The sequence below is a fragment of the Roseovarius sp. MBR-6 genome (genome assembly GCF_040547525.1).
In the GTDB taxonomy this organism is placed as follows: domain Bacteria; phylum Pseudomonadota; class Alphaproteobacteria; order Rhodobacterales; family Rhodobacteraceae; genus Roseovarius.
Window position 1 is genome coordinate 1 of sequence record NZ_JBEPPW010000062.1, and the last position, 1612, is coordinate 1612.

The 1612-nt window shown below is 62.8% G+C and carries 2 protein-coding genes; both read left to right on the top strand.

Annotated elements, in window-relative coordinates; translation table 11 throughout:
* On the top strand, nucleotides 1-1053 hold a 1053-nt coding region (locus tag ABIE57_RS20450; RefSeq protein ID WP_354540878.1), incomplete at its 5' end, for a Mu transposase domain-containing protein.
* Nucleotides 1050-1612 (top strand): ATP-binding protein (locus ABIE57_RS20455; protein WP_354540879.1); only part of this gene is annotated, 563 nt, incomplete at its 3' end. The genes ABIE57_RS20450 and ABIE57_RS20455, both read left to right, overlap by 4 nt.

Genomic DNA, 1612 nt, shown 5'->3' on the forward strand with positions numbered 1-1612 from the left:
GTCATGGATCTGCCGCACAGTGATGCCTGCTTCGTGCGAGCCTATCCGGCAGCCACTGCCGAGGCTTGGGTGGATGGCCACGTTCACGCCTTCGCGTTCTTCGGCAAGGTGCCGGTGTCGGTCCTCTACGACAACGACCGCTGTCTGGTTGCGAAGATCCTGCCGGATGGGACACGTCAGAGGGCCACGCTGTTCAGCGGGTTCATGTCACATTACCTGTTCCGTGACCGCTACGGGCGGCCCGGCAAGGGCAATGACAAGGGCAACGCGGAGGGGCTGGTCGGTTATTCCCGCCGCAACTTCATGGTGCCGATCCCGCGGTTTGCAACCTGGGGCGCGTTCAACGATTACCTGGAGGCACAGTGCCTCAAACGTCAGGCGGATGTCCTGCGCGGCCAGTCCGAGACGATCGCGGAACGCCTTGAGCGGGATTTGGCCGCGATGGCTGATCTGCCGACAGCGCCATTCGATGCCTGCGATCAGGTCACCGGACGGGTCAGCTCCCAGGCACTGGTGCGCTACAAAACCAACGATTACTCGGTCCCCGTCGCCTACGGCCACCGTGACGTCTGGATCAGGGGCTATGTCGACGTGGTCGTGATCGGCTGCGGTGGCGAGGTGATCGCCCGTCATCCCCGCTGCTACGACCGCGAGGACATGGTCTTCGATGCGGTGCATTACCTTCCGCTGATCGAGCAGAAGATCAATGCCCTGGACCAGGCGGCTCCTTTGGCGGAATGGGACCTGCCGTCGGAGTTCGCGACCCTGCGCCGCCTGATGGAAGCGCGGATGATCAAGGCAGGACGCCGCGAGTATGTTCAGGTTCTGCGCCTGCTCGAGACCTTCGACATCGACGACCTGCATGCCGCCGTAAAGAAGGCCCTGCAATTGGGGGCGGTCGGCTTCGATGCCGTCAAGCACCTCGTCCTGTGTCACGTCGAGAAACGGCCGCCAAAGCTGGACCTCGATGTCTACCCATACCTGCCGCGGGCGAACGTCGAGACCACATCCGCGGCCAGCTACATGGCCCTGATGTCGGAGGATGCGGCATGACCGACACCCCGAAGATCCTGCTCGCGGATCATCTCAAGACGCTGAAGCTGCCCACCTTCCTGCGGGAATACGAGAAGCTCGCCCGCCAATGCGCCGCCGAAGGGCTGGATCATGTCCAGTTCCTGGCACGTCTGGTCGAGCTGGAATTGATCGACCGCGAGCGGCGGATGATCGAGCGGCGTATCAAGGCAGCGAAGTTCCCGGCGACCAAGAGTCTGGACAGCTTCGACTTCAAAGCGATCCCAAAGCTCAACAAGATGCAGGTGCTGGAACTCGCGCGATGCAACTGGATCGAGCGACGCGAGAATGTCATCGCCTTGGGGCCCAGTGGAACCGGCAAGACCCATGTTGCCCTCGGGCTGGGGCTGGCGGCCTGCCAGAAGGGCCTCTCGGTCAGCTTCATCACCGCCGCCGCGCTGGTCAACGAACTGATGGAGGCCCGCGACGAACGTCGGCTGCTACGGCTGCAAAAGCAGTTGGCCGGCGTTAAGCTGCTCATCATCGACGAACTGGGCTTCGTGCCGCTCTCCAAGACCGGCGCCGAGCTCTTGTTCGAACT